This is a genomic window from Pseudomonas sp. ERMR1:02, assembly GCF_002277815.1.
Lineage (GTDB): Bacteria > Pseudomonadota > Gammaproteobacteria > Pseudomonadales > Pseudomonadaceae > Aquipseudomonas.
The window spans coordinates 142,191-168,329 of the sequence record NZ_NKJI01000007.1 but is presented as its reverse complement, the minus strand read 5'-3'; the positions used below and the strand labels follow the sequence as shown (position 1 = coordinate 168,329).

General features: G+C 58.0%; 23 protein-coding genes and 2 pseudogenes. 12 read left to right on the top strand and 13 right to left on the bottom strand.

From position 1 onward, the window contains the following. The first annotated feature begins 25 nt into the window (after positions 1-25). The 4 genes from ubiG (at position 26) to CES87_RS15435 (ending at position 3,538) form a co-directional block, all read left to right on the top strand. The gene (gene ubiG / locus CES87_RS15450) at positions 26-724 is read left to right on the top strand and encodes a bifunctional 2-polyprenyl-6-hydroxyphenol methylase/3-demethylubiquinol 3-O-methyltransferase UbiG (RefSeq protein WP_128606793.1); all 699 of its coding nucleotides are present in this window, start codon (positions 26-28) and stop codon (positions 722-724) included. A gap of 4 nt (positions 725-728) precedes the next feature. Then, a complete protein-coding gene (mupP, locus tag CES87_RS15445; RefSeq protein WP_128606792.1) occupies positions 729-1,400 on the top strand; it encodes an N-acetylmuramic acid 6-phosphate phosphatase MupP in 672 nt (223 codons plus the stop codon). A gap of 109 nt (positions 1,401-1,509) precedes the next feature. Then, positions 1,510-2,250 (top strand): YciK family oxidoreductase, encoded by a 741-nt coding sequence (locus tag CES87_RS15440; RefSeq protein WP_128606791.1) that lies wholly within the window; start codon positions 1,510-1,512, stop codon positions 2,248-2,250. Positions 2,251-2,611: 361 nt separating this feature from the next. Further along, positions 2,612-3,538, top strand: coding sequence for a GGDEF domain-containing protein (locus CES87_RS15435; RefSeq protein ID WP_128606790.1), 927 nt, complete (start codon positions 2,612-2,614; stop codon positions 3,536-3,538). Positions 3,539-3,705: 167 nt separating this feature from the next. Here CES87_RS15435 and CES87_RS15430 read toward each other — a convergent pair whose 3' ends face one another. Further along, positions 3,706-4,467 (bottom strand): TenA family transcriptional regulator, encoded by a 762-nt coding sequence (locus tag CES87_RS15430; RefSeq protein ID WP_371858214.1) that lies wholly within the window; start codon positions 4,465-4,467, stop codon positions 3,706-3,708. A 78-nt stretch (positions 4,468-4,545) separates the two neighbouring features. After that, positions 4,546-7,002, bottom strand: a pseudogene (locus CES87_RS15425) (EAL domain-containing protein). 213 nt (positions 7,003-7,215) lie between these two features. Here CES87_RS15425 and CES87_RS33150 point away from each other — a divergent pair. From CES87_RS33150 to CES87_RS33135, 4 genes are read left to right on the top strand one after another with little or no spacing between them, the layout of a single operon-like run. Beyond that, complete coding sequence (locus CES87_RS33150) at positions 7,216-7,461, top strand: hypothetical protein (RefSeq protein ID WP_256590930.1); 246 nt, start codon at positions 7,216-7,218, stop codon at positions 7,459-7,461. After that, entirely contained in the window at positions 7,458-8,372 is a 915-nt protein-coding gene (locus tag CES87_RS33145; RefSeq protein WP_256590929.1) for a hypothetical protein, read from the top strand. Before CES87_RS33150 ends, CES87_RS33145 begins: the two co-directional genes overlap by 4 nt. Continuing rightward, positions 8,369-10,297, top strand: coding sequence for a hypothetical protein (locus CES87_RS33140; protein ID WP_256590928.1), 1,929 nt, complete (start codon positions 8,369-8,371; stop codon positions 10,295-10,297). Before CES87_RS33145 ends, CES87_RS33140 begins: the two co-directional genes overlap by 4 nt. Beyond that, positions 10,294-11,376, top strand: coding sequence for a deaminase domain-containing protein (locus CES87_RS33135; RefSeq protein ID WP_256590927.1), 1,083 nt, complete (start codon positions 10,294-10,296; stop codon positions 11,374-11,376). The genes CES87_RS33140 and CES87_RS33135 overlap by 4 nt, the downstream gene beginning before the upstream one ends. 1 nt (position 11,377) lies before the next feature. On the opposite strand, the gene CES87_RS15415 is transcribed toward CES87_RS33135, so the two are convergent. The 5 genes from CES87_RS15415 to CES87_RS15395 all read right to left on the bottom strand — a co-directional run bounded on the left by CES87_RS15415 (position 11,378) and on the right by CES87_RS15395 (position 15,815). Beyond that, complete coding sequence (locus tag CES87_RS15415) at positions 11,378-13,195, bottom strand: ABC transporter ATP-binding protein (RefSeq protein ID WP_128606788.1); 1,818 nt, start codon at positions 13,193-13,195, stop codon at positions 11,378-11,380. After that, positions 13,188-13,826, bottom strand: a complete 639-nt coding sequence (locus tag CES87_RS15410) for a DsbA family protein (protein ID WP_128606787.1) — start codon at positions 13,824-13,826, stop codon at positions 13,188-13,190. Before CES87_RS15410 ends, CES87_RS15415 begins: the two co-directional genes overlap by 8 nt. Before the next feature lie 4 nt (positions 13,827-13,830). Beyond that, positions 13,831-14,772: a rhodanese-related sulfurtransferase gene (locus tag CES87_RS15405; protein ID WP_128606786.1), complete on the bottom strand. Its 942-nt coding sequence runs from the start codon at positions 14,770-14,772 to the stop codon at positions 13,831-13,833. Between the two features lie 206 nt (positions 14,773-14,978). Further along, positions 14,979-15,278 carry a BolA family transcriptional regulator gene (locus tag CES87_RS15400; RefSeq protein WP_008005913.1) on the bottom strand — a complete coding sequence of 100 codons (300 nt, stop codon included), beginning with the start codon at positions 15,276-15,278 and terminating at the stop codon, positions 14,979-14,981. 12 nt (positions 15,279-15,290) lie between these two features. Beyond that, the gene (locus tag CES87_RS15395; RefSeq protein WP_128606785.1) at positions 15,291-15,815 is read right to left on the bottom strand and encodes a DUF2059 domain-containing protein; all 525 of its coding nucleotides are present in this window, start codon (positions 15,813-15,815) and stop codon (positions 15,291-15,293) included. A 189-nt stretch (positions 15,816-16,004) separates the two neighbouring features. Here CES87_RS15395 and CES87_RS15390 point away from each other — a divergent pair, with 189 nt between their 5' ends. After that, positions 16,005-17,399, top strand: a complete 1,395-nt coding sequence (locus tag CES87_RS15390) for a class II fumarate hydratase (RefSeq protein ID WP_128606784.1) — start codon at positions 16,005-16,007, stop codon at positions 17,397-17,399. A 113-nt stretch (positions 17,400-17,512) separates the two neighbouring features. Here the strand turns inward: CES87_RS15390 and CES87_RS15385 are convergent, their stop codons facing one another. The 3 genes from CES87_RS15385 to pap all read right to left on the bottom strand — a co-directional run bounded on the left by CES87_RS15385 (position 17,513) and on the right by pap (position 21,500). Next, positions 17,513-18,472, bottom strand: a complete 960-nt coding sequence (locus CES87_RS15385) for a DMT family transporter (RefSeq protein ID WP_128606783.1) — start codon at positions 18,470-18,472, stop codon at positions 17,513-17,515. Positions 18,473-18,698: 226 nt separating this feature from the next. Then, entirely contained in the window at positions 18,699-19,883 is a 1,185-nt protein-coding gene (locus CES87_RS15380) for a thiolase family protein (RefSeq protein ID WP_128606782.1), read from the bottom strand. A 102-nt stretch (positions 19,884-19,985) separates the two neighbouring features. Next, positions 19,986-21,500, bottom strand: a complete 1,515-nt coding sequence (pap, locus tag CES87_RS15375) for a polyphosphate:AMP phosphotransferase (protein WP_128606781.1) — start codon at positions 21,498-21,500, stop codon at positions 19,986-19,988. Between the two features lie 210 nt (positions 21,501-21,710). Between pap and mnmC the strand changes: the two genes are divergently transcribed. The 3 genes and pseudogenes from mnmC to CES87_RS15360 all read left to right on the top strand — a co-directional run bounded on the left by mnmC (position 21,711) and on the right by CES87_RS15360 (position 24,341). Continuing rightward, positions 21,711-23,693 (top strand): bifunctional tRNA (5-methylaminomethyl-2-thiouridine)(34)-methyltransferase MnmD/FAD-dependent 5-carboxymethylaminomethyl-2-thiouridine(34) oxidoreductase MnmC, encoded by a 1,983-nt coding sequence (mnmC, locus tag CES87_RS15370; protein WP_128606780.1) that lies wholly within the window; start codon positions 21,711-21,713, stop codon positions 23,691-23,693. Between the two features lie 6 nt (positions 23,694-23,699). Beyond that, positions 23,700-23,846 (top strand): annotated as a pseudogene (locus CES87_RS34315) (hypothetical protein); the annotation flags it as partial. Positions 23,847-24,113: 267 nt separating this feature from the next. Beyond that, complete coding sequence (locus CES87_RS15360) at positions 24,114-24,341, top strand: YheU family protein (protein ID WP_128606778.1); 228 nt, start codon at positions 24,114-24,116, stop codon at positions 24,339-24,341. On the opposite strand, the gene csrA is transcribed toward CES87_RS15360, so the two are convergent. From csrA to CES87_RS15345, 3 genes are all read right to left on the bottom strand, one after another. After that, positions 24,330-24,521: a carbon storage regulator CsrA gene (gene csrA / locus CES87_RS15355; RefSeq protein WP_128606777.1), complete on the bottom strand. Its 192-nt coding sequence runs from the start codon at positions 24,519-24,521 to the stop codon at positions 24,330-24,332. The genes CES87_RS15360 and csrA overlap by 12 nt on opposite strands. Before the next feature lie 153 nt (positions 24,522-24,674). Beyond that, entirely contained in the window at positions 24,675-25,007 is a 333-nt protein-coding gene (locus CES87_RS15350) for a YnfA family protein (protein ID WP_128606776.1), read from the bottom strand. Positions 25,008-25,071: 64 nt separating this feature from the next. Further along, positions 25,072-25,887 carry an SDR family oxidoreductase gene (locus CES87_RS15345; protein ID WP_128606775.1) on the bottom strand — a complete coding sequence of 272 codons (816 nt, stop codon included), beginning with the start codon at positions 25,885-25,887 and terminating at the stop codon, positions 25,072-25,074. Positions 25,888-26,139: the final 252 nt, after the last annotated feature.

The window sequence follows — 26,139 nt, the reverse complement described above, 5'->3', positions numbered from 1 at the left end:
TTTCAAGTTTTAGAGGACTTAAACCATGAGCAACGTCGACTACGCCGAAATCGCCAAATTCGAAGCCCTGGCCCATCGCTGGTGGGACCGTGATAGCGAGTTCAAACCGCTGCACGATATCAACCCGCTGCGGGTCAACTGGATTGACGAGCGCGTCAACCTTGCCGGCAAAAAAGTTCTCGACGTCGGTTGCGGCGGCGGCATCCTCAGCGAAGCCATGGCCCAGCGCGGCGCCACCGTGACGGGCATCGACATGGGCGAAGCGCCGCTGGCAGTCGCCCAGCTGCATCAGCTGGAATCCGGTGTGAACGTCGAATACCGGCAGATCACCGCCGAAGCCCTGGCCGAAGAAATGCCGGAGCAGTTCGACGTGATCACCTGCCTGGAAATGCTCGAACACGTACCAGACCCTTCCTCGGTGATCCGTGCCTGTTTCCGCATGGTCAAGCCCGGCGGCCAGGTGTTCTTCTCCACCATCAACCGCAACCCGAAGGCTTACCTGTTCGCCATCGTCGGGGCCGAATACATCATGAAGCTGTTGCCTCGCGGCACCCATGACTTCAAGAAATTCATCCGCCCTTCCGAGCTCGGCGCCTGGAGCCGCTTGGCCGGCCTGACCGTCAAGGACATCATCGGCCTGACCTACAACCCGCTGACCAAGCACTACAAATTGGCGGCCGACGTGGACGTCAACTACATGATCCAGACCCTGCGCGAGGAGTAAGCCGATGCGAATCAGAGCAGTTCTTTTCGACATGGACGGCACTCTGCTCGACACCGCGCCGGACTTCATCGCGATCTGCCAGGCGATGCGTGCCGACCGCGGCTTGCCGCCGATCAACGACAAGCACATTCGCGATGAAATCTCCGGCGGAGCCAGGGCAATGGTTGCGGTGACCTTCTCCATGGATCCGGAATCACCGGGGTTCGAGGAGCTGCGCCTGGAGTTTCTGGAACGCTATCTCGTGGGTTGTGCAGTCCACAGCAAGCTGTTCGACGGCATGGGCGAACTGCTGGCCGACATCGAGAAGGCCAACCTTATCTGGGGTGTGGTCACTAACAAGCCGCTGCGCTTCGCCGAGCCGATCATGCAGCAACTTGGCCTGGCCGAGCGCTCCGCATTGTTGATCTGCCCGGATCATGTGAAGAACAGCAAACCGGACCCGGAGCCGTTGATCCTGGCCTGCAAGATGCTCGACCTGGACCCCGCCAGCGTGTTGTTCGTCGGCGATGACCTGCGCGATATCGAATCGGGTCGCGATGCTGGCACCCGGACCGCAGCCGTGACCTTCGGCTACATCCACCCGGATGATAATCCGCGGCATTGGGGTGCGGATGTGGTGGTTGATCATCCGCTGGAGTTGCGCAAGGTGCTTGATAGCGCGCTCTGCAGCTGCTGAACCAATCCGCGTTCTGTAGGAGCGAGGCTTGCCCGCGAAGGCGTCCTTGAAATCGCCTTCGCCGGCAAGCCTGGCTCCTACAAAGTCTGTTTCTGACTTTGAGGTTTTTATGTTTGATTATTCCGCCCGCCCCGATTTGCTCAAGGATCGGGTCATTCTCGTCACTGGCGCCGGTCGTGGCATCGGTTGCGCCGCAGCAAAAACCTACGCCGCCCATGGCGCGACCGTGCTGCTTTTGGGCAAGACCGAAGGCAACCTGACCCAGGTCTATGACGAAATCGAAGCCGCCGGCCATCCGCAACCGGCCGTAATCCCGTTCAATCTGGAAACTGCCCTCCCCCATCAATACGATGAGCTGGCGGCGATGATCGAGAGTGAATTCGGCCACCTCGATGGCTTGCTGCACAACGCCTCGATCATAGGTCCGCGCACACCGATCGAGCAGCTCTCAGGTGAAAACTTCATGCGCGTGATGCAAGTCAACGTCAACGCCATGTTCATGCTCACCAGCACCCTGCTACCGCTGCTCAAGCTGTCGCAGGACGCCTCGGTGGTGTTCACCTCCAGCAGCGTCGGACGCAAGGGGCGTGCGTACTGGGGCGCTTACGGCGTCTCCAAATTTGCCACCGAAGGCCTGATGCAGACACTGGCTGACGAAGTCGATACCGTGGCACCGGTACGCTCCAATAGCATCAACCCCGGCGCCACGCGCACCAGCATGCGTGCGCAGGCATACCCGGGAGAAAACCCGCTGCATAACCCGACGCCCGAGGAGATCATGCCGGTCTATCTGTACCTGATGGGTCCGGATAGCACCGGGATCAACGGCCAGGCTTTCAACGCCCAGTAGTGCCGTACGTCGGTTTTGTGCCGCGTCGTCTTCCCGACGCGGCACTCAAGGAACGTCGTGTTTTTAGTCAATCGACTGTCGCAGAATTCGACTCGCCCCTCTTGGCGTAAATCAATTATCTGATTTATAACGATTTTTTAGATTTAAGCTCTATTGGCACGACTTTCGCTGAGTAGTTTCCCAAACACACTTTTTGAAAGCGATCGAGTCGGATCAGCGTCGACAGGCTCCTAATCCTGTACAAAGCGGATTAAACTTGTACGAAATGTCCTACGGGACTGACGGATCAGTATGACGCGCAGCTCACAGCCGCTCTCACCCAGCTTGTAAGACAGCCTTACTGCTCAAGGGCGCACGCCATATGAAATCACCTTCCCAGACCAACGCAATTGACTTCGACAGCGCCAAATTGCAACGCCTGGGCTTTGGTCAGCAGCAACCCACTCTGGAAAGACCAGTCAGTCTTGCGCAACTGCGCCAGCAGCTGAACATGCAGCTGCAAACCAGTCTTGAGCCACAACGGATACTCGGACTGTTCTTCCGCGAGATTCAGCGCATCGTACCGCTTGATGCCTTGAGCTATGAGCACAAGAGCAGTGACCTGCGCCTGGAATTCGGCCAACGCGGCCACCACTCGCTCAGTTACAGCCTTAGCCATGAAGGCGAACATTTGGGTGAACTGGTGTTTCGCCGCAACCAGCGTTTCAGCGAGCAGGAGCAAGGTAGTCTCGAATCGCTGCTGGCCGCGCTGCTCTACCCGATGCGCAACACCCTGCTCTATCGCGCCGCGACCCAAAGCGCGTTGCGTGATCCGCTGACGGACACTGGCAATCGCATCGCCATGGACCAGACGCTGCAGCGAGAAATCGAAGTTTCGCGGCGCCACCAGCAACCCCTGTCTTTATTAATGCTGGACATCGACCACTTCAAATTGATCAACGACACCCATGGGCACAGTGTCGGCGATGATGTGCTCAAAGCGGTCGCTGCATCGATCAAGAGTCAGTTGCGTAATGTGGATATGGTGTTTCGCTACGGTGGCGAAGAGTTCCTTGTCTTGCTCTCAAATACCACCCGGGAAGCAGCGGCGATAGTGGGTGAGCGGCTACGATTTGCAGTGCAGGCGGAGGAATACATCGCCGATGGCCGCACGATTGAACTGACCATCAGCCTTGGCTGCTCAACCCTGTTGCCAGGTGAGTCAGCCGATAGCCTGTTGCGTCGGGCCGACAACGCGCTGTATATCGCCAAGCGCGAGGGGCGTAACCGGTTGACGATGGCGGGCTGAATTCAGCGACACTGCAAACCAAATGTGGGAGCGGCGGTGCGACGATTCGACTTGCTCGCGAAAGCGGAGCGTCAGTCGACATTGAAGTTGCCTGACACCACGCCTTCGCGAGCAAGTCGAATCGTCGCACCGCCGCTCCCACAGTTTTTTATTGCGTGTTACTCAGATCAGCTCTCGGCCAGTGCCAGTCGCTCACGAGCTACTGGTGTTCTTTCCGCGTGCTCAAGTTGCATGCAGCGCTCCAGGAACAGATACATGTAGTCGTAGCTCTTGCACACAGCCTGACGCAATTCCACTTGCAAGGCTTTGCTCGGGTTCATGCCCGCCAGCGTGCAGATGATTTCCAATGCCTCCCATGGATGGGCATCGTCGTACTGCGCATGCATCTTCAGCCACTTCATCGCACGCTTGCGATCTTCCTCGGGGAACGATGCCGCGTACACACCATTGGAACAGACCACCGCCGACCACTCTCCGGTTGCACCTTCAATGGCGTAGTTGGTCGCGGCAATGGCCACGATCAGCGAATCCGCGGAACTTGTGTGCCAGCACCAGTGACTCAAGGCATGAAGTTCCGGAGCCACCTGTTGCGCCTGCAGATCCTCCAGGCTGACACCGTGAGCCCGGCTCCAGTGCACCCAGTAATCGGCATGGTTCAATTCGACGCGAATGTTGCGCATCAGCCAGCGACGCGCCATGTCTTCGCCCGGATGGCGGGCAAAACGGGTCTTGGTCAGGTTTTGTGCCATGTATAACGCGAACTGTTCGACCACCGGCCAGCCACCAATGAGGTACTGACGCATGGTCTTTGCACTGAGCTTGTTGTCACGCATGCGCTGATACAGTTCGTGTTCGACAACCCGGCGCTTGCTCTCGCTGCAATCCTGGATCAGGCGTTGGGCCCAGGCAGGATAACTTGCAGCTTCCATGAGGGGTCCGGTTCGGTTGAATGTGTCGATCACTGTCGAGCTCCTTTTGATTGTGATTGTTTTGACCGGCAAGAGACTTCAACGGAACGCGCCAGGTGCCTTGAACAACAAAGGCTGAGGCCTGGCAGGACGACTTTGCAAACTGTCGCAGGTAAACAGATGCGGGCGTTCTATGACATACCCTTGAGCGTAATCCACCCCGATCTCCAGCAATGCCTGCTCGATCTGGGGCGTCTCCACAAACTCCGCAATCGTACGTTTACCCATGACATGGCCGATGTGATTGATCACCTCGACCATCGCGCGGTTAATCGGGTCGTCCAGCATATCCTTTACGAAACTCCCGTCGATCTTCAAGAAGTCTACAGGCAAATGTTTCAAATAAGCGAATGAAGACATACCGGCGCAAAAGTCGTCCAGCGAAAAATGACAACCTAAGCCTTTGAGTTCATTGATAAATCTGATTGCACTGCCAAGATTGGAAATTGCGCTGGTTTCAGTGATTTCAAAACAAATCATTTCAGGCGGTATCGCATAATTTACGAATTGTTCACGCAGGAAGTCCAGAAACGCCTCATCCCGATAGTAGTGCCTGACAGATTTATCGCACACATCGCCAATGGCCCTTTGCGCTTTTCGGCCATGCATTGGGCAATGATCTTGAAAACGTTCTCCACGACCCAACGATCAAGGGACGTCATCAAACCGTAACGTTCGGCAGCCGGAATGAAACTGTCGGGTAAATCATGCGCCCCGCTTCATCATGCAGGCGCAACAGGATTTCGATATGTCCGCCGTCCAGATCAACATTGCCAAGCGGCGCAATTTCCTGGGAGTACAGGCAGAAGCGGTCCTCTTCCAGCGCCATGTGCAAGCGCTGCACCCAGGCCATTTCGCCGAAGCGCAAGGACAGTTCCGAATCGTCGGGGTGGTAGACCTGAACCCGGTTACGCCCCTTTTCCTTGGCCATGTAGCAGGCCATATCAGCAGCGCGCAACGAGGCTTCGAGGGTGGTTGGATTGTGCGCGACATGGACCAGACCGATACTCACGGTGGTCACGAATGGCCGGCCCTTCCAGACGAAGTGCAAGTTCTGCACGGTCTGACGCAACCCCTCGGCAACTTTCTCCGCCGCGTCCGGCCCACAGTTCTCCAACAGGATGCCGAACTCATCGCCACCGAGCCGGGCCAGGGTGTCGCCTTCGCGCAGACCCGATTGTAGAAGCGCGCAGATGTGCCGCAGCAACTCGTCACCCGCTGCATGGCCACAGGTATCGTTTACCAGTTTGAACTGATCCAGATCGAGGAACATCAGGGCATGACGCCCCGATTGCCGGGTCAAATTGTGTAGTGCCTGTTCCAGTCGATATTCGAACTCACGACGGTTGGCCAGGCCGGTCAGAGCGTCGTGGGTCGCCTGCCAGGACAGATTGGCGATGTATTGCCGCTCCTGGTCATGTCGTGCAATACCAGCACCGTGCCGCTGACTTTGCCGGCGTTGCGGATCGGCGCGCCTACCAGGGTGACCGACACCGTGCTGCCGTCCAGGCGCTGAATCAGTTTGGAATGCTCGCTGCCGCCGCTGAGCTGACCGCTCAAAATGCGTTCGATCAGGGTAAAACCATCGGTCTGCGCATTCTCGTCCAACAGATTGAACAGCGCCGCCAGCGGCAAACCGGTCGCCTGCTCCGCTTTCCAGTGGGTCAACGCCTCGGCGGCCGGGTTCATGTAGGCGATGGCTCCCGCCACATCGGTGGTGATCACCGCGTCACCGATCGATTGCAGGGTGATCTGCGCCCGATCTTTCTCCAACTGCAGGGCATCGGCAAATGCGTGCCGCTGCTTGAGCAGTTTATGGGTGCGCATCAGGGCCAATGCAATCAAACCCAGGGCGGTGGCGAGGTTGATCACCAGCAGCAAACGAAGAATGACCCGCGACCCCTCACCCAGGGCATCGCTGAAAGCCTTAGCCGCTGGCGTCACCTCATCGTTGATCGCGAATATCTGCTCCTTCCAGCGCTGGATGTCCACGTCGGAAGTTGGGCGGGCGGCGATGTGCTGGTGCATGTCCCGCGCAACGTCATCGAGCTTGACCAGATACGAGTCGCCCACGGTCCAGAGGTCGATGGCTTTTTCGAGGTAGCTGAAGTGCCGGAAATTGAGGTACAGCCAGATCAGGCTGGAGACATCATCCGGATGGTTACCGCCCTTGAGGATCGCCGCACGCGCCGCTTCGATATTCGGTGGCTGAAGATCCAGCGCCACACGCAACTCGTGACCGCCCTGGGGCACGGCAATGGCGTTCTGGAATTTATGAAAAATCTCTTCGTCACCGCTGTCGGCGTAGAGATTGAGGTAATAGATAGCGTCTTTCTGGCCCTTGGACCACAGGCTTTCACCGGCAACGTAGCCACGAACCGCCGAAAGAACATAAAGACTGACACCACCCAGCAAGGCCTGAAACAGCACGACGGCAATAAATGGCCAGACGATGCCCAACAACCGTGGCGTTCCGAGAGTCCGCGTTTGATTCATGTGTTCCCTTGCATTAGCACTGCTTGATCGTCTTCCGGACGTAATCGCTACCGCTAGACTAGGGGCGTTCCCGATTCCGGCAAGCGCCGATCAGTCTCAGTTCAGTCCAAATGCCGGCATACATATCTACAGCCACATCAGGTTTCGAGATCGATTTACTGGGCACTCCAGGTATCCCCATGTTTTGCGGGATTCTTTCATAAGGAGTGCGACATGACATCAATACTATTAGCTGAACCCGAAACATCGGCTGCCGAAGAACTTCGCGCCAGACAAGCTCTTGGACTTGATGACGGCCCGGATATCGACGCTTTGATCCCCCAACCCACCGCCGAGGATCGAAGACGGTTCAACGCCTTGCTACGCGCGATACCCGCCCTCGCGCAATCCATGACCATCGACATGTACAAGGCAAAACTCATCAATGTTCAAATCGTCGACACCGTAAAATCTGCATGACCGGCAAGTCCTCCTTGATCCGTCATCTGGGCGGCGATGTTCTGCATCCCGCGTCCGCAGAAGAACTGCGTGCAACGCCCTCGGTATTCCTCCTACGGATACTGAACTCGGCCGAAGCACAGGATCTGGCAGACCGGCTGCTCCAGAAGCTCAAGTGGTACGGTGCACACGCCGGCGAACAGACGCCGACGTCCGTACGCAATCAACTGATTTGCAAAGCCATATGCCTCTACGTTCACGAGTCGTCGGTTGACGATTCGCTAGAACTCGCCGGCTTCCGCTGGCAAGACCCGGCACACTGGGGCAAAAGCTACCAGACCCTGCGCAGCGATTTCGAACAGCACTTGCTGCGCACCCGGCGGGTCGCCAATACCAATGAGGCGATATTGCTGGCGCACGTGTTCCAGACCCGACTTTCAAAGGACTTCGCCGTGGGCGATATCCCTTCTGACCTTCGTTACAAGAGCTCGGTGGTGTGGGTGAACTTCATGCATGGCGTGCTGCTGGCCGATGAACTTGGCCTGGGTCGATTGCAGCCGTTGTCCTTTCAACAGCTCGTCAACCTGCCTCTGGAGCACAGCGTTAGTGCTTCACCCGAAGAGCTTGAGAAAATTGCGCGACTGAGGTTGAGCCCTGCTCTGGAATGGGCAGTCTGCATGGGCATCGTTCAATCGCGAACGGCATCCGACTACGACGAACAGGATATCAAGCAGGCGATGACGGCCCTGGAAAGCCAAAGCGAAAGCCTGAGCAAGGCAGTGCTGTCACTGGATTTACGACCCCCAGAAAGACTGAAGATGGCCAACAGATTAAAGATGATCAGTTTGGCAAATTCGCACTCGAATCTGACGGGTACAGGTTTTTCCCTAATGATCCACCTGGCAGCGGGCCCAGAGACACGCCGACATTGAAGCTACCAGGCTACGCGTTTCTCGACCTCTATGCAGATGGTCAATTCGATGACGGACAAAGATGGATTGTCACCGCGTCCGATGGCAAAACGCGAACCAGCCAAACGTTCAGGATCGACGAACAGCGAACATGCTATTCAGAACGCAAGGATCCCGCAGGAATTTACAGACAGGTTTTTTCCGGGGGGATCCCCATTCCGTCTGGCAGGACGTTGCCGGATGTCAACGCGCAGTTTGAAACCAACTTCAAGAACTACCTCTCAACCATCAGGACGGCCTATCAGACCCTGATCGTCAGTCTGCTGGCCTCACTGCCACTGGCTGAACGCCGGGCGCTGGAACAAGGTGAGGTCCAGCTACTGAGATTGCGGCAGACAGTCAGAAAAGACGGACAGTCTGAAGACATCCGGGCAAGGAAAGGTTTCCTTCTAAAGCTGACCCACAACGATGAAATCACCTATTACGAACTCATCCCGAGCGCCGGCGTCATTCGACTACGAACCGGCTTGAGGTTTTCTACAATCAACGGCGTTCGCACCGAGTTCCCATTGCACGCCTCTATCCCCGGACAAACTTACTCTCCCGAGCACAATATCAGCACTTCGCTCCTACTGGACTGGTCCGCCCACGTCCATGGCACGGTGCCCACAAAATTGGCGTACTGCATAGGATTTCTCGATACCGTGGGGTTCATGCCAGCAGCGGTATCACCCGGCTCAGCCGTTATCGGCAGTGAAGTAACAGCGCTGACATCCCGACTGAATGCAGTGGCCCGCTACATCGCATCGAACTTTCTGTACGTCGATGAACAGCAGCTGCGTATCCAATCCCGCGGCATGACTGTCTTCGACACCATCAGGGCCAGAACTGAAAAACGACTGGAAACGCTCACAGAGATTGCCAAAGGGTTTGTGCCCTTCTGGGGCAGCATTGAAGACCTTTTGTCGGACGACACCAATAAAAAACTATTAGGCGCGGCCGGGATCTTGCTGGATCTGGCTTCATTCCTCTGCCCCATCGGGAAGTTCATGTCAGGCTCGGTACGCTTAATCAGGGCCGCAAGCGGTGCCTCACACATGGTCGTCAAAGCGAGTCTGCCTCCCTTTTCAACGCTGAGCCGCAAACTTCTGACCGCTTCGCTGAAAAACCTGAATCCGCTGGACGGCGTTCCGATGCTGCTCAAGACAATGGGAAGCGGCGCCGGGAGAGGGCTGCTTACAGCAGGTCGAGTGAGTCTTGCCGGAATAAAAAGACTGACAGGACACGCCGACAACTACCGACTGCTCCACAATCTGCCCCAAGCAATCGATCCCGGGAGTTGGAAACCATTGACGAACAACGATCGACTGGCAACGCTCAACGGCGTCGATGACGTACTCGTTCGCCATACAAACCCGTCTGATTTAAATCGATTCCATCTTGTCGACCCTACCACCTCTTTGTCCTACGGCCCGCGCCTGCGCAATGACCACCTCGTGCCAGGCCGGTCAACCTTCAAGACACTGCCCCAGAGCGAATCCCATGTTCTGGCAGAACTGCCGGAAAACGCCCATATCCGTGAAATACTTGAGGTCGATGGTCGAGCCACGATGTTGATTGATGACATCCCCTATCGCCTGGACGGCAATCAGCTGCGCCGCGCCGACCTGATCGACGATCAGTCGATGTTCAAATCATCGCCTTGTCGGGTACGGCGCGCGCCGGGTTCCGAAGTATGCAGAACGAGTTACGTCACCCGTGACCCGGCGCCGACGCCGGCCATTGGCAGTTACGACGAAAGCAAAGATTGGGCGCCGTGGTTCGGAGACAGTATCTATACGCCGGCCACTGCGGATCGGGCGATGTTGCTTAAAACCCTGAAGAAAAAAGCCGACTCCCGGCCACGATGGAGTTTCAGAAAGGGATTTACGGGAGGATCAAGGTGAGTATTCCCTATGGGACCCAGAATCAATTTGATACCTTCGAGGCCGGTGCCACCATCATCCCGGCCATGGACGGTTCGAAGCACTATGTGTTCACCCGGTTGGATGCTGGAGCTTTTTACGTCGCCGAACTGGCACAAGGACAAAGCACAAGAAACGCGCTGAGTTTCAAGAAAGCATCCACATTGTCGGAAGATCTCAAAGCAGAATTGCTGACTGTCTACACCGGATCGTTGAATGCCAACAATGTGGCACGGATTCACGGAACAGAAGCGGTGGAACGTGCGTTGAAAACAATGGAAGAAATTGCCATTCCGATTGGCGGTCATTTGAACCCGCCCGATACGCTCAAGCTGCTCAAGGTCGATACAAGTCCAGGCGAAGCGGTGCTGTTCGATCACTCGACACGAATGATTGTCACCCAACTGCCGAAAGGTACGGCAAGCTGGTCGCGCAGCAAGGTCGCGTCAGAAGCCTTCCGTCAAAGAACAGTGGAAATTTTCGACACATTGTTCCTTGAGCCGAGCATCGTGCTGAACAATGCCGACAGCGCATTGAGGATCGACAGCACAATGAAAAAGCTTCACAACCTAATCCCTCGTCAGCAGCGCTCGTTCAATGCGAGAAACATCGCCTACGCCGAAGTTGCCACCGCCACCGGGAAGCGGGAGGTCTATGTAAGCGTTTCGGGAGCGCAGGGGGCGACCGGGCATCTGCCTTTGTTCAGACATAATCTTGGCGCAGATCAGGTCAAGTCAGGCGAAACGACCTACTTCAATGTTGATATGAACGAAGTTTTTCCCAGCACATCACTCCTTGTGTCTGATGAAGGCAAATTACTCGCTGTGCCGGCGACAATAAAAGATATTGAAAGCTATAGCCCGACACTGACTCGCAAGCCCACGTCACTGGACAGCGAAAGCAAGTTGATCAGCGTGATTCGCGAAAAATACCCCGATCCCAGATCAATCGAATCGGTTAACGTCGCCACCACCATGCCGCCCTGTGAATCCTGTTCGGTTGTTATCAAGGAGTTCGGTTTCGACGGCGGTGAAAATACCCTGAACGTCATGTGGCACTGATCTAGTGCTGCTGCAAATGCCCATACAGCTTGGCATACAACCCACCATCGGCAATCAACTGCTGATGATCGCCATCTTCGGCAATTTGCCCGCCATCGAACACCAGCACCCGGTCGGCCTGCTTCACGGCCGACAACCGGTGCGCAATGATCAACGTGGTGCGGTTGCTCAGGAACCGCGCCAGTGCTTGGTGCAGGTTGTACTCGGTGGCGGCATCCAGTGCTGAAGTGGCCTCGTCGAGAATCACCACCTTCGGTTCGGCCAGCACCATCCGCGCAATCGCCAGACGTTGCCGTTGACCGCCAGACAAACGCACGCCGGATCGCCCGACGATGCTGTCCAGACCATTGGGCAGATCGCGGATCGTGGCGTGCAATTGCGCGATTTCCAGCGCCTGCCAGCAAGCCTCGTCGCTGCGCTCACGACCCATGGTCAGGTTGGCGCGCACGGTGTCGTTGAACAGTGCCGGATGTTGCAGGACCACGGCGACGTTTTCCCGCACGGTTTCAAGACCGATTTCTTGCTGGGTCGAACCGCCGAAGCGGATGGTCCCGGCCAGTGGCGTATAGAGCCCCAGCAGCAACTGCACCAGTGTGCTTTTACCGCCGCCACTGGCACCGACGATCGCGACCTTTTCGCCGGGGGCGATGGACAGGTTCATCTGGTTCAACACCAGTTCGTCGCCGTAGCCGAAACTCAAGCCCTGCACCTCGATGCCCACGGTCTCACGACCAGTGAACGGGTCGACGCCGTTGGGATATTCCGGCTCATCGGCCCGAGCCAGCAGTTCGTTGATCCGCGATAGCGCACCGCCGGCGGCGTAGTAGGCATATTGCAGGTTCAACAGTTGTTCCACCGGACCAATCATGAACCACAGGTAGCTGAACACCGCGAGCATCTGGCCGATGGACAGGTCGGAAAACAGTACGGTGAGCATGGCGGCGGCACGAAAGATATCGATGCCGAACTGGAACAGCAAACCGCTGGCACGGTTCGAGGCGTCGGTTTTCCACTGCGAATTGACCGCGTAATCGCGAACTTCCCTGGCGCGCAGCCCCAATCGGCCAAGGAAAAAACCCTGACGGTTACCGGCGCGAACTTCCTGGATCGCGTCCAGGGTTTCGGTCAATGCCTGGGTGAAGCGCGAAGTGCTGTCGTTCTCGAGTTTCTTCAGGTGCTTGACCCGTTTGCCCAACTGCACCGTGGCGTAGATCACCAGCGGGTTGAACAACAGAATCAGCAGCGCCAGTTTCCAGTGCATCCACATCAGAATCCCTGCGGTGCCGACCAGCGTCAGCATGGCCACGAGGAAACGACTTAGGGTCTCACCGACGAATTTGTCCAGGGTATCCAGATCGGTGACCAGGTGCGTGGTTACCGTGCCACTGCCCAGGCTTTCGTATTCACCCAGCGAGATGCGCTTGAGTCGCTCGATCAGGCGGATGCGAATGCGGTACACGATGTCCTTGGCCAACGCGGCGAACAGCCGCGCTTGTACCACGTTAAACAGCAGTGCCGCACACCGCAGTGTCAGGGTCACCAGCAGCATCAGGCCAATGTAGCCCGCGGCTTTCTGCCAGACCTCGGGCAGCGCAAGGTTCATGACTTTCAGCGCCGCATCGCCATGCCCCAGCAGCACTTCGTCCACCAGCAATGGCAGGAGCAACGGGATCGGTACGCTGCACAGGGTCGCCAGCACGGCTATGCCGTTGGCGATCCACAGGGATTTTTTGTGATGAAGGGCCAGGCGACGGATTTCCGCCCAGCTTAAACGGTCGACACGTATTGCAGGTGGCACATCGTCGGGCAGGTCATGCACAGGCAGCGCGCTCCAGCCAGCGGCCGAGCAGCGCAGACAGCACGCTGAGCGGCTGATAGCCGTTGGTCAAAAGCGCCAATTGACCATTTCGCTCAGCCAGCAAGGTAGGGAACCCGGCGATGCCAAGATCCTGGACCCAGGTGAAATCGGCAGCGGTTGCGGCGTGCGTATCGGCACGGTCGAATGCGGCGGCGAATTCGATGCGTGGCAGGCCAGCCTGTTCTGCCAGTTCCACCAGAACGCTGGCGTGGGTAACGTCGCGCCCTTGCGCGTAAAACGCATGCTGAATCAGCCCGAGCAGCTTCCACGCGCAATCCGGCGCCAGACCGCGCGCCGTCACCAAAGCTCGGCAGGCAGGTTCGGTGTCGTAGACAAATCCTTCGGGCAAGGCACCCTCGAGCTTGAACGGCTGGCCGGTGGCCTCAGTGACCGCCTGCCAGTGTTTAAGGATGTAGCGCCGGGTCGTAGGCTCCAGCGCCGCACCACTGCCGGTGCGCAAACCGCCCACCACCAGATGCACGTCCACACCTGCCGCCGCCGCCTGCTCGACCAATGCGTTAGCTACCGGAGCAAAGCCCCAGCACCAGGAACACATCGGGTCCATCACATAGAGCAGTCGGCATGCAGACATGGTTTCAGGCCTCGGAAGATGTTTGCTTGTAGTTGTAGCCTATCGGGTGAGGCATGTTGCGAGCCTTGGCCAGCTCGATCTGCTTTTGCCGATCGATGGCGCTGCGGCGGGTTTTCTCGCTCAGACTGTCCCAGCAATGCGGGCAACTGATACCTGCCACGTAATGCTCGGATACGCGATCTTCAACGCTGACCGGTGTGCGGCAGGCATGACATTGATCGTAGTCGCCTTCGCTCAGATCGTGGCGAACCGTCACGCGGTTATCGAACACAAAGCAGTCGCCCTGCCACTTGGTTTCTTCCTGAGGCACCTCTTCGAGGTACTTCAGAATGCCGCCCTTGAGGTGATAGACCTCATCGAAGCCTTCGCTGAGCATGTAGCTCGACGCCTTTTCGCAACGGATGCCGCCGGTGCAGAACATCGCGACCTTCTTGTGCACGGCCGGGTCGAAGTTGGCTTTGATGTAGTCGGGAAATTCGCGAAAACTGGTGGTTTTCGGATCGATCGCGCCTTCGAAGGTGCCGATCGACACTTCATAGTCGTTGCGGGTATCGATCAACAATACCTCAGGGTCGTTGATCAGCGCGTTCCAGTCCTGCGGTTCAACGTAGGTGCCGACCTTTTTGTTCGGGTCCACGCCTTCAACGCCGAGGGTGACGATTTCTTTCTTGAGCTTGACCTTGGTGCGGTAGAACGGCTGCTCGTCGCAGTACGACTCTTTGTGGTCGATGTCGTCCATGCGCGGGTCGTTCTTGAGCCAGGCCAACAGCCCGTCGATGCCTTCGCGGCTGCCGGACACGGTGCCGTTGATGCCTTCTTCGGCGATCAGCAATGTGCCTTTGATGCCGTTGTCGACCATCGCTTGCAGCAGGGGCTCGCGCAGGGCGACGTAATCTTCCAGGGTGACGAACTTATACAGTGCCGCCACGACAATCTGTTGTGTCATGGGTAAATCTCCAGGTGGCTACCCTCGTAAAGGGTGAACCGGATGCGAAAAAAAACGCGCCGTTTAAGCGGCGCGTTGCATAGTCTAACAAAAATAAACGCTTCTCTGTAGGAGCCGGCTTGCTGGCTAAGGCGGCGCATCAATCGACATTGATGGCGGCTGATACACCGCTTTCGCCAGCAAGCCGGCTCCTACAGGTGGTGACCTCAGTGCTTGCTACCGCCGGCACAGGTCGGCGAAGCCGGAGCCGCATCGATCTGCGCCCATTCTTGCGGCGTGTAGGTATGCAGCGCCAACGCATGGAATTCGCCCATCAGCTCGCCGAGCGTGCCGTAGACTTTCTGGTGACGCTTGACGCGATTCAACCCCTCGAACTGCTGGCTGACCACCACGGCCTTGAAGTGAGTCTGCAACCCGCGGCTGTGCATGTGACTTTCATCCAGCACTTGCAGATGCTCGGGCTGTAACAGGCCCAGCGTCGATTCGATACGTTGTTGCATGGTCATACCGAACTCCGCTTAAGGCTTTTTCTTGGCTGGAGCGGCCGCATCTTTCGGCGTCAGCTCGGCAGTCATGTCAGCCAGCAATTTGTTGACCACAGGTACTGCGCTTTCGAGCTTGGCCTGAGTCATCTGGGCCGATTGCTGAGTCAGCTGCGGCATTTTTTCCAGGACTTTCTTGCCCAATGGAGACTGGTAGAACGCAACCAGGTCCTTGAGCTCGGATTCGCTGAAGTTGGTGGTGTAGAGCTTGACCATGTCCGGTTTCAGCTTGTTCCAGCCAATGGCCTGGTCCAGAGCGGCGTTGGCCTTGGCCTGGTAGGTTTCCAATACGGCTTTTTTCGAATCCGGGGCTTTGGTTTGCTGGAAGCGCTGAGCAAACATTTGCTGCACTTGCATGTATACCGGAGTGCCCAATTTGTCAGCATGCGCCAGGGTCAGGAAAGCCTCGGCACTGGCGTTGTGGCTGGCGGTATCGGCAAAAACCTGGCCGCTGGCACAAACCAATGCAACCGCGGTACAGATGGCACGAAGACGAGTCATCGAGTTTCCTTTTCTAGCAGGCGAGGTAAAACCCCAAGGACGTCCATTCTGCGCCTAAAAAAGTGTGTCACTCAACCCCAAGCCTTGTCGTGCCTGATTTAGAGGGTTCAATGGCCAGAATCGAGACTGATGGAACCCCGTCCGTCGATCATGGCCTAAACTGCGCAATCAACTACAGGAGTGTGACCGATGAGCCGTATCGAAACCGACAGCCTTGGCCAGGTTGAAGTCCCGGATGACGCCTATTGGGGCGCTCAGACGCAACGCTCGCTGGTCAACTTCGCCATTGGCACCGAACGTATGCCGCTGGCAGTGCTGCACGGCCTGGCCCTGATCAAGAAAGCCGCGGCACGGGTCAACGACCGCAATGGCGATCTGCCCGCCGACATTGCCCGACTGATTGAACAAGCTGCCGACGAAGTGCTCGACGGCAACCACGACGACCAGTTCCCGTTGGTGGTGTGGCAGACCGGCAGCGGCACTCAGAGCAACATGAACGTCAACGAAGTGATCGCCGGACGCGCCAACGAACTGGCTGGCAACCCTCGCGGCGGCAAGTCCCCGGTGCACCCCAACGATCATGTCAATCGCTCCCAGAGCTCCAACGACTGCTTCCCCACTGCCATGCACATCGCCGCGGCCCAGGCTGTGCAGCAGCACTTGTTGCCGGCGATCAGTGAACTGTCTGGCGGACTGGCCGAACTGGCGGCCCGCCACATGAAACTGGTCAAGACCGGGCGCACGCACATGATGGACGCGACGCCGATTACCTTTGGCCAGGAAGTCTCGGCGTTCATAGCGCAGCTCGATTACGCCGAACGGGCGATCCGCAACGCCCTGCCAGCAGTGTGTGAATTGGCCCAGGGCGGTACGGCGGTAGGCACGGGGCTAAATTCGCCTCACGGTTTCGGTGAAGCCATTGCAGCCGAACTGGCCGCCCTTTCCGGACTGCCGTTCATCACCGCACCGAACAAATTCGCCGCCCTGGCAGGGCATGAGCCGCTGACCACGCTCTCCGGCGCGCTGAAAACCCTCGCCGTCACCCTGATGAAAATTGCCAACGACTTGCGCTTGCTGGGCTCCGGGCCGCGCGCCGGATTCGCCGAAGTGAAGCTGCCGGCCAACGAACCCGGCAGCTCGATCATGCCGGGCAAAGTCAACCCGACCCAGTGCGAAGCACTGTCGATGCTGGCGTGTCAGGTACTGGGCAACGACGTGACCATCGGGTTTGCGGCTAGCCAGGGTCACCTGCAACTGAACGTGTTCAAACCGGTGATCATCCACAACCTGTTGCAATCGATCCGTCTGCTGGGCGATGGCTGCAGCAACTTCCAGCAGCATTGCATCGCCGGGTTGGAGCCGGACGCCAGGAAAATGGCTGAGCATCTGGAACAAGGGTTGATGCTTGTGACAGCGCTGAACCCGCATATTGGCTATGACAAATCGGCGGAGATTGCCAAGAAGGCTTACAGCGAAGGGCTGACGCTGCGTGCGGCGGCGTTGCAGTTGGGATATCTGACCGATGAACAGTTTGATGCTTGGGTAAGGCCGGAGAATATGCTGGAGGCTGGGGCCAAGGGCTGAGTCAGTCTTCGCGGGCAAGCCTCGCTCCTACAGGGTTTGCGTCGATCACATTTTCCGTGAACGACGCAAACCCTGTAGGAGCGAGGCTTGCCCGCGAAGAACGATGACGCGGTTTAATTGGCTGCAATCCGCACCTTTCGCGCCTTCAACCCCGCTATCAACGACGGCCCCAACGCCACCAGCGCCGACCCCAGCACCACCAACACCGCCCCGCCATACCCCAGACCATTGATCGTCTCGGCATGCACATATTCCGGCCACCACCACGCGGCCATGGCGACGGCGGCAAACGTCACCAACGGCGTGATCGCCAGTGTCGCGCTGACCCGCGACGCTTCCCAATGGGCCAGGGCTTCGGCGAATGCGCCATAGGCAATCAGGGTATTCATGCAGCACGCCAGCAGCAGCCAGCCTTGCAACGGGTTCAGTTGCAGTGCTTCCAGCGGATGCACCCACGGCGTCAGCAGCAGCCCGCAGAACAGGTAGATCACCATCATCACCTGAAACGAATTCCACACCGTCAGCAACTGCTTCTGCCCCAGCGCATAAAAGGTCCAGACCGTGGAAGCCAACAGCACCAGCAACACGCCGGCGGTGTAGTCGGTCAACGAGGTAAGCAATTCACTCAGACGCTGATTGAAAAACAGGCCGAAACCGATCAGCAGCACCAGCAAGCCAATCCCCTGCCCCAGGCTGAAACGCTCCTTGAACACAAACAGACTGGCGATCAACAACATGATCGGTCCCATCTGCACCACCAGTTGCGCGGTGCCGGGGCTGAGCAGTTTCAGGCCCATCAGATACAACACGTAGTTGCCCACCAGGCCGAGCACAGCCATCAACACCAGCCAGCCCCCGCGCGGCCCGAGTACCTTGCGGCTCGGCAGACGTTTGGTCGCTGCCAGATAAATGAAAAGACAACCACCGGAAACCATCAGACGAAACCAGGTCACCGTGACCGGGTCCATCACCAACAACACTTGTTTGAGTTTGATCGGCAGGATTCCCCACAGCAGCGCGGTCAGCAAGGCCAGGAACAGACCGTAAACCCAGCGACCGGATGAAATGTGCATGCGAACCCCAAAGCCAAGAGTCAAGAACCGTCATTCTAGGCGCACCGCCGTGTGGTACACAGGGACAGTTTGCACCTCGCCGCGAATGAAACTGTGCAGGTCGGATTGGCGAGACGCCGCTGATCAGATAACCAGACACCGCAAGCGGTTTAGCATCGGTCCCAATTTTATGATCGACGCTAAACCTGTAGGAGCGAGGCTTGCCCGCGAAGGCGGCCTCACAGGCTTAACGCACCGCCTCAAACAACCCCGTAGCCCCCATCCCGCCACCCACGCACATGGTGACGATGCCGTAGCGCAGATTGCGCCGCTGCAACTCGCGAACGATGTGCCCGACCTGACGCGAACCGGTCATGCCGAATGGATGACCAATCGAAATCGAGCCGCCATTGACGTTGTACTTGTCGTTCTCGATCTCCAGCCTATTACGCGCGTACAGGCACTGTGAGGCGAATGCTTCGTTGAGTTCCCACAGATCGATGTCGGCAATCTGCAAGCCCTTGGCCTTGAGCAGTTTCGGCACGGAAAAAACCGGGCCGATGCCCATCTCGTCCGGCTCGCAACCGGCCACTGTGAAACCTCGAAAAAACGCCTTCGGCTTGAGGCCCAACTCCAGCGCTTTTTCCAGGCTCATCACCAAAGTCATGGAAGCACCGTCAGACAGCTGCGATGAGTTGCCCGCAGTCACAGATCCGTCTTCAGCAAAGACAGGCTTCAACCCGGCCAGGCTTTCCAGAGAGGTGTCGGAGCGGTTGCAGTCATCGCGATCAACGATGCCGTCGAGTATCTGCACCTGGCCTGTTGTCTTGTCTTCCACGCGGAACTTCACCGCCATCGGCACGATTTCATCGTCGAACAATCCGGAGGCTTGCGCCTGGGCGGTGCGCTGCTGGCTTTGCAGGGCGTACATATCCTGTTCTTCGCGGCTGACGTTATAGCGACGAGCGACGACTTCGGCAGTCTGCCCCATCGGAAAATAGATACCCGGCACCTGCTCCTTGAGCAGCGGGTTGATCAGATTGTCGGTGTTGACGCTTTTCATGGTCAGACTGATCGACTCGACACCACCGGCAACGATGATGTCGCTGCAGCCAGAAGCGATCTGGTTGGCGGCAATGGCGATCGCCTGCAAGCCCGACGAACAGAAGCGGTTGAGGGTCATGCCGGCGGTGCCGATGCCCAGGCGCGACAGCACTGCAACGTTGCGACCGATGTTGAAGCCTTGGGCGCCTTCGTTGGAGCCGGCGCCGACAATGCAGTCCTCGACACTGGCCGGGTCGATGCCGGTGCGCGCCAACAATGCGTTGACGCAATGCGCGGCCATGTCGTCCGGACGGGTCTGGTTGAATTTGCCGCGAAAGGATTTGGCCAGGCCGGTCCGCACGCTGTCGACGATCACCACTTCACGCATGGGATACCTCATTGTTGTTGTCGGTTGAGAGTGGACCGAGCATAAGCTCACTCAATTACCGACCGCGACAATCATTCATCCCGCGTATGCGTAACCATCGCCCTACTGCTTGCCCTTGCGCTCATGTTTATCTGATTTTTCGAACGCCTCCTCCAGCGCACGGTTGATTGTGCGCAAGACCTTGACCCGCGCCCAACGCTTGTCATTGGCCTCCACCAGGGTCCACGGCGAGATTTCAGTGCTGGTGCGGTCGACCATGTCGCCGACGGCGGTGCGATAGTCGTCCCATTTTTCGCGATTACGCCAGTCATCCTCGGTGATTTTGAAGCGCTTGAAGGGGATTTCCTCACGCTCCTGGAAGCGCTCCAGTTGCGTTTGTTTGTCGATGGCCAGCCAGAACTTGACCACGATGACTCCGGCGTCGGCGATCTGTTCTTCGAAGTCGTTGATCTCACTGTAAGCACGCAACCAGTCCGCCGGACTGCAAAAACCTTCGATGCGCTCAACCAGTACCCTGCCATACCAGGAACGGTCGAACACAGTGAATTTGCCCCGCGCCGGAAGGTGCCGCCAGAAACGCCAGAGATACGGCTGCGCCCGCTCCTCTTCGGTCGGTGCGGCAATCGGCACGATGTTGTACTGACGCGGGTCCAGTGCCGCCGCCACTCGGCGAATCGCCCCGCCCTTGCCCGCCGCATCGTTGCCTTCGAACACCGCCACCAGTGCGTGGCGGCGCATGCGTTTGTCACGCATCAATCCGGAGAACCGCGCCTGTTCGGTGATCAACTGCTCTTCATAATCATTCTTGGCCAGACACAAGGTCAGATCGAGGCTATCGAGCAGATTCACTTGATCGACGCTTGGAAAGACTGGCGCGGCGCTGACTTTTTCCGGGTGAATTTTCGGCCGCTTCAGAGCATTTTGCAGACCCTCGAGCAGAATCTTGCCCACCGCCAGGCTGCGATAATGCGCATCCATCCCGGCGATGACATGCCACGGTGCATAGTCGCGACTGGTACGGCGCAGAACGCGCTCGCCGTACTTCACAAACTTGCCGTAGGTTTCAGATTGCTGCCAGTCCAGCGGGCTGATGCGCCAGCTGTGCAGCGGGTCATCCGCCAACGCCTTGAGGCGAGCTTTCATTTGTTTTTTGGAGAGATGGAACCAGAACTTGAAGATCAGCGCGCCCTCATCGCACAACATCTTCTCCAGTCGTTCGGCGGCATTGATGCTCTGATCGAGCCTGGGATCCTTGATCAAGCCATGAACCCGGGCTTGCAGCATCTGGCTGTACCAGTTGCCGAAAAAAACCCCCATGCGGCCCTTGGCCGGCAGCATCCGCCAGTATCGCCACGCCGGTGGCCGCGACAGTTCTTCATCGGTCTGCTGATCGAAGGTACGGACTTCGATCAAACGCGGATCCATCCATTCATTGAGCAACTTGACCGTCTCGCCCTTGCCGGCACCTTCGATGCCGTTGATCAGGATGATCACCGGGAAGCGTTTTTGCTGCTGAAGTTCGAACTGCGCTTCGAGCAAGGCTTCGCGCAGGGCCGGCACTTCGGCGTCGTAGGTTTCTTTGTCGATGGCGTGATCGATTTCGGCGGATTCAAACATGGATGACTCCCTTGCAGATGTGAGCAAGACTAGCGGATTGACCCTGTGGGAGCGAGCTTGCTCGCGATGGATTCAAGAGCAGCGCGTTCATTCAGCAAGCACGCGTTATCGTTAACGACCATCGCGAGCAAGCTCGCTCCTACAGTGTCCAGGTCAAGCGCATCGCCCGCGATCGGCTAGAATGGCCGCCTTGCCGTTGCCGAGCCTGCCATGAAACCTGTAATGCCCCACGCCCAGCTTGACTGGGACGACCAAGGGCTCCCGCGTTCGCGGGTGTTCGATGATGTGTATTTTTCCGACCTGTCCGGGCTGGACGAAACCCGCTACGTCTTCCTTGAACAGAACGCATTGCGTGAACGCTTTGCCGCATTGCCGGCGGGCGGGCGGTTGGTCATTGGTGAGACCGGTTTCGGCACCGGGTTGAATTTCCTGTGTACCTGGCAGTTGTTCGAGCAGCACGCGGTCGCCGGTGTGCGTTTGCATTTTGTCAGCGTCGAAAAATATCCGTTGAGCCTTGCCGACCTGCAACGCGCCCTGGCGCTGTGGCCGGAACTGAAGGTCTTTGCCGATCAACTGCTGGCCCAGTACGTGGCGATTCATCAGGGATTTCAGCGCCTGGTACTGGACAGCGGACGCGTCACCCTCACACTGCTGATCGGCGATGCGCTGGAACAGTTGCCGCAACTGGACGCGCAAATCGACGCCTGGTTCCTCGACGGATTCGCCCCGGCGAAAAACCCGGACATGTGGACCGCCGAGCTGTTTGCCGAACTCGCCCGGCTTGCGGCGCCGGGATCGACCATCAGCACGTTCACCAGCACCGGTTGGGTGCGCCGTTTGCTGAACGCAGCGGGCTTCAAGATGAAACGCACGCCGGGTATCGGCCACAAATGGGAAATCCTGCGGGGCTCGTTCCTCGGCTGGCCTGAAGAAATCCCGGCGCCCGCAGGGGCCAAACCGTGGTTTGCACGTCCGGCGCCACTGACCGGTGAACGTCGGGCACTGGTGATCGGTGCCGGCCTGGCCGGTTGCGCGACGGCCGCGAGCCTCGCGGCACGGGGTTGGCAAGTCAGTCTGCTGGAGCGTCACGATGCGCTGGCGCAGGAAGCCTCGGGCAATCCTCAGGGTGTGCTGTATCTCAAACTGTCGGCCCATGGCACGGCATTATCGCAATTGATCGTCAGCGGTTTCGGATACACCCGACGCCGGCTTGAGCAATTGCATCGGGGGGTCGACTGGGCCGACTGCGGCGTCCTGCAACTGGCCTTCAACGCCAAGGAAGCCGAGCGTCAGGCGCAACTGGCGCAGGCATTTCCCGAAGACCTGCTGCACACACTCGATAGAGAGCAGGCCCAGACGCGGGCCGGTATCGGTCTGCAATGGGGCGGCCTGTTTTACCCCGAAGGCGGATGGGTGCATCCGCCTGCATTGTGCCAATGGCAAGCGTCACACCCCAATATCCGGATTCTGACCCATCACAATGTACTGGAGTTGCGTCGATCCCAAGGACATTGGCAAGCCTGGGATGGCCAACAATTTCTGGCCGATGCGCCGGTCGTGGTATTGGCCGGCGCGGCCGAGATCAAGCGTTTCCCATACAGCAGCGACCTGCCACTCAAACGCATTCGCGGGCAAATTACCCGCCTGCCGCAAACAGCTGAAAGCCAGATGCTGAACACCGTGGTGTGCGCCGAAGGTTATGTCGCGCCAGCACGATTGGGTGAACACACCCTGGGTGCCAGTTTCGACTTCAACAACGACGATCTGACGCCGACAGCGGCGGAGCACGCTGGCAATTTGCAGATGCTCGAAGAGATTTCAGTGGACCTGGTCACCCGGCTGCGGGCAGATGCGTTGCAACCTGAGACACTCGAAGGCCGCGCGGCGTTTCGCTGCACCAGCCCGGATTACCTGCCGATTGTCGGCCCGCTGGCGGACGCTCACATGTTCGCCGACGCCTACAGTGCCCTGAGCAAGGATGCCCGGCAGGTTCCGGACATCCCTTGCCCATGGCTGGACGGTTTGTACGTCAACAGCGGCCACGGCTCCAGAGGATTGATTACCGCGCCGTTATCAGGCGAACTGTTGGCGGCCTGGCTCGATGACGAACCCTTGCCGCTGCCCAGAGCCGTGGCCGAGGCGTGTCATCCGAATCGCTTTGCCTTGCGTCGATTGATCCGAGGCAAGGCTTGAGTCGCTCAGTCCTGGGTGCGCGAACTGCTGCTCGATCCGAGCCAGGATCGCGGCCTGTTTAACCCGGCCATGCTCGACCGCCTGTTGACCGATCCGCAAGGCCAGTTGATCCCGTTGCGCGGTTCCAAACTATGGCAACTGGCGGCATTGAACAGCCCGGCGAACGCGGCATTGCGCTGTACGTTGCCTGTGGTGCCTGGGCACCCGACCCATTGTCAGCCGGTGGGCTCCAAATGATGTAGTGCCGGGGCTGACGCCTTCGCGGGCGAGCCTCGCTCCGACAGATATCGTGGGGTTTGCAGAACTCTGTAGGAGCGAGGCTTGCCCGCGAAGACGTCTGACCTGGCACAACATCAGCCCCAGGCTAGCGGCTATCGATCATTCGCCGTAGCATCGCGCAATTGTTTACCCGAGGTGCCTATGCTGATTCCCCACGACCAACTTGAAGTCGACACCCTGACCCGCCTGATCGAAGATTTCGTCACCCGTGACGGCACCGACAACGGCGATGACACGCCGCTGCAAACCCGTGTATTGCGGGTGCGTCAGGCGTTGGTCAAGGGACAGGCATTGATCGTCTTCGATCCGGAAAGCGAGCAATGCCAGTTGATGCTCAAGCACGATGTACCCAAACATCTATTCGACTGATTTTTCCTTTTTGGGCACTTTGCGCTGGATCCGCTCGTAGATCTCGGAGCGGTGCACATTGACGCTGCGCGGCGCCTCTACACCGAAACGTACAGTGTTTCCGTTGACACCAACGACGCGTATGGAAATGGTGTCACCGATGGAAATCAATTCGCCCACAACGCGACTGAGTACTAGCATGGCCTTTGTCCTTCAGGGTTACCGGACTTTGAAGATGCCCGGCGCACGGCAGCTCTTCAAGGCAACGGCGGTAATCCAGAAAGAACCGACAGCCGACGAACAACTCCCCTGACGGAAACGTCTGACAAGTTGTTTGAGTGAAGGAATTATCCTTCAGGATGCGGAAAAACGCGGACCGAACAGGATGACGCTCGCCCCGATCACGCACAGCGCCACGCCAATCCAGTCCGAGCCCAGCGGACGAATCCGCTCGACCACCGCCAGCCAACCGATCGACGCAATGATGTAGATACCGCCGTAAGCGGCATAGGCACGACCGGCGTAGGTGGCTTCGATGCGGGTCAGTAGCAGCGCGAACAAAGTCAGGCTGAACAGCGCCGGAACCACCCACCAAAAGCTTTTACCCTGGCGCAGCCACATCCAGAAGGCGAAGCAACCGGCGATTTCAAACAGCGCAGCAAGGAAAAACCACAAATAATTGAGCATGCGAAGGTCTCGCGAGGATGGCCGATGGCGGCCACCCTAACGACGCTGTCGCTTGCGGGCAAGTTCAGCCTGCGGTTTGTTTGGCCTTGGCGCGCATCTTGTCAGCCATGATGGTCATTTCGTTGTACAGCAACTGCGGGTTCTTCTGCTTGAGCGCCCAGGCCATCCGGCCCTGTTCGTGAGGAAGGATCATGAACTCGCCGGCGGCGACCTGCTGATAGATGTAGTCGGCGATGTCGGCAGCGCTGATCGGCGAGCTTTCCAGCAACTTGCCGACCTGGGCCTTCATGGCCGGCGTCGGGCCACGGAATGAATCCAGCAGATTGGTCTGGAAGAACGACGGACAAACCACATGCACGCCGACTTCCTGCTGCGCCAGTTCGATCAGCAGGCTTTCGGACAACGCCACGACGCCAGCCTTGGCCACGTTGTAGTTGCTCATGGCCGGGCCTTGCATCAATGCAGCCATTGACGCGATGTTGATGATCTTGCCTTTGCTCTTTTCCAACAGAGGCAGGAAGGCCTTGCAGCCTTTGACGACGCCCATCAGGTTGATTGCAATCTGCCAGTCCCAGTCTTCCAGGGACAGCTCACTGAAGAACCCACCCGAAGCCACGCCCGCGTTGTTGACGATCACATCGATGCCGCCAAGCTTCAATTCACAGGCTTGGGCAAAAGCGGTCAATTGGCTGTAATCGCGTACGTCGCAACGCTGGATAAAACCGTCGCCACCGGCTTCGCGCACCAGTCTCAGGGTTTCCTGCAGGCCGGGTTCGCTGACGTCGGACAAAGCCATTTGCCAGCCTTCACGCGCCCAGCGCAGCGCGATTTCGCGACCCAGGCCAGAGCCCGCACCAGTGATCATCATGCGATTTTGCATAGCAAACAGCCTTGTTGTTCCGGGGAAGATGCGTCGAGTGTAGCGAAGGATACTGCCCGACCCACGCTCCATCAGATTGCTGAATGGCCCGAGCAAACCCTCGAAGCGTCGCCACCAACTAGTGCCTGTAGAAACGAAATAATCCTCTGTTCGAAAAACATTAAAAAAACTTGGAATTTTCTTCGTTGCGCGACAGTCGGATTTTTTAAGCAGCTTGAATTAATTACATTCCCGCTGACCATTAACGACTAG